The 403-nt window shown below is 34.2% G+C and carries 2 protein-coding genes; one reads left to right on the plus strand and one right to left on the minus strand.

Annotated features, from left to right (window positions below):
- Positions 1 to 195, plus strand: a 195-nt coding sequence (locus KH400_RS21695; RefSeq protein ID WP_217228182.1) for a hypothetical protein, incomplete at its 5' end; no start/stop codon positions are given.
- Between the two features lie 15 nt (positions 196 to 210).
- Here the strand turns inward: KH400_RS21695 and KH400_RS21700 are convergent.
- Positions 211 to 403: CorA family divalent cation transporter (locus tag KH400_RS21700; RefSeq protein WP_281418769.1), on the minus strand; the 193-nt coding region annotated here is incomplete at its 5' end.

Raw genomic sequence — 403 nt, forward strand, 5'->3', positions numbered from 1 at the left:
ACTATGAATAGTGAGGATAAAACAAGTTTTGAAAAGCTTATCCAAAATTCCGTAGAACAAATGGACTTACCATCAGATGCTGATGCAAGAGATGCCGAAACACAACCGTTGGGATTCTTTGATTCAAATTCTGAAAATTATCAAAATATACAAAAGGCAACTGAGAACTTATCAAACCCGGATTATCCATATTAGGGCATCACAAATACTTTACAAATATGTTTTGCGTCGCAACAAAAACCAGCAAATTAGGCTTAGTATAACAGAGATAATCAGCACAGCAAAAACACCATAAGAAGATTTTTCAAACGGAACATCGACATTGATTCCCCAAAAACCAAAAATAATCGCTGGAATAGTCAAAACGATTGATATCTCTGTTAGAGTTTTCATAATCATGTTC

The sequence above is a fragment of the Desertibacillus haloalkaliphilus genome, from assembly GCF_019039105.1.
Taxonomy (GTDB): Bacteria; Bacillota; Bacilli; order Bacillales; family KJ1-10-99; genus Desertibacillus; species Desertibacillus haloalkaliphilus.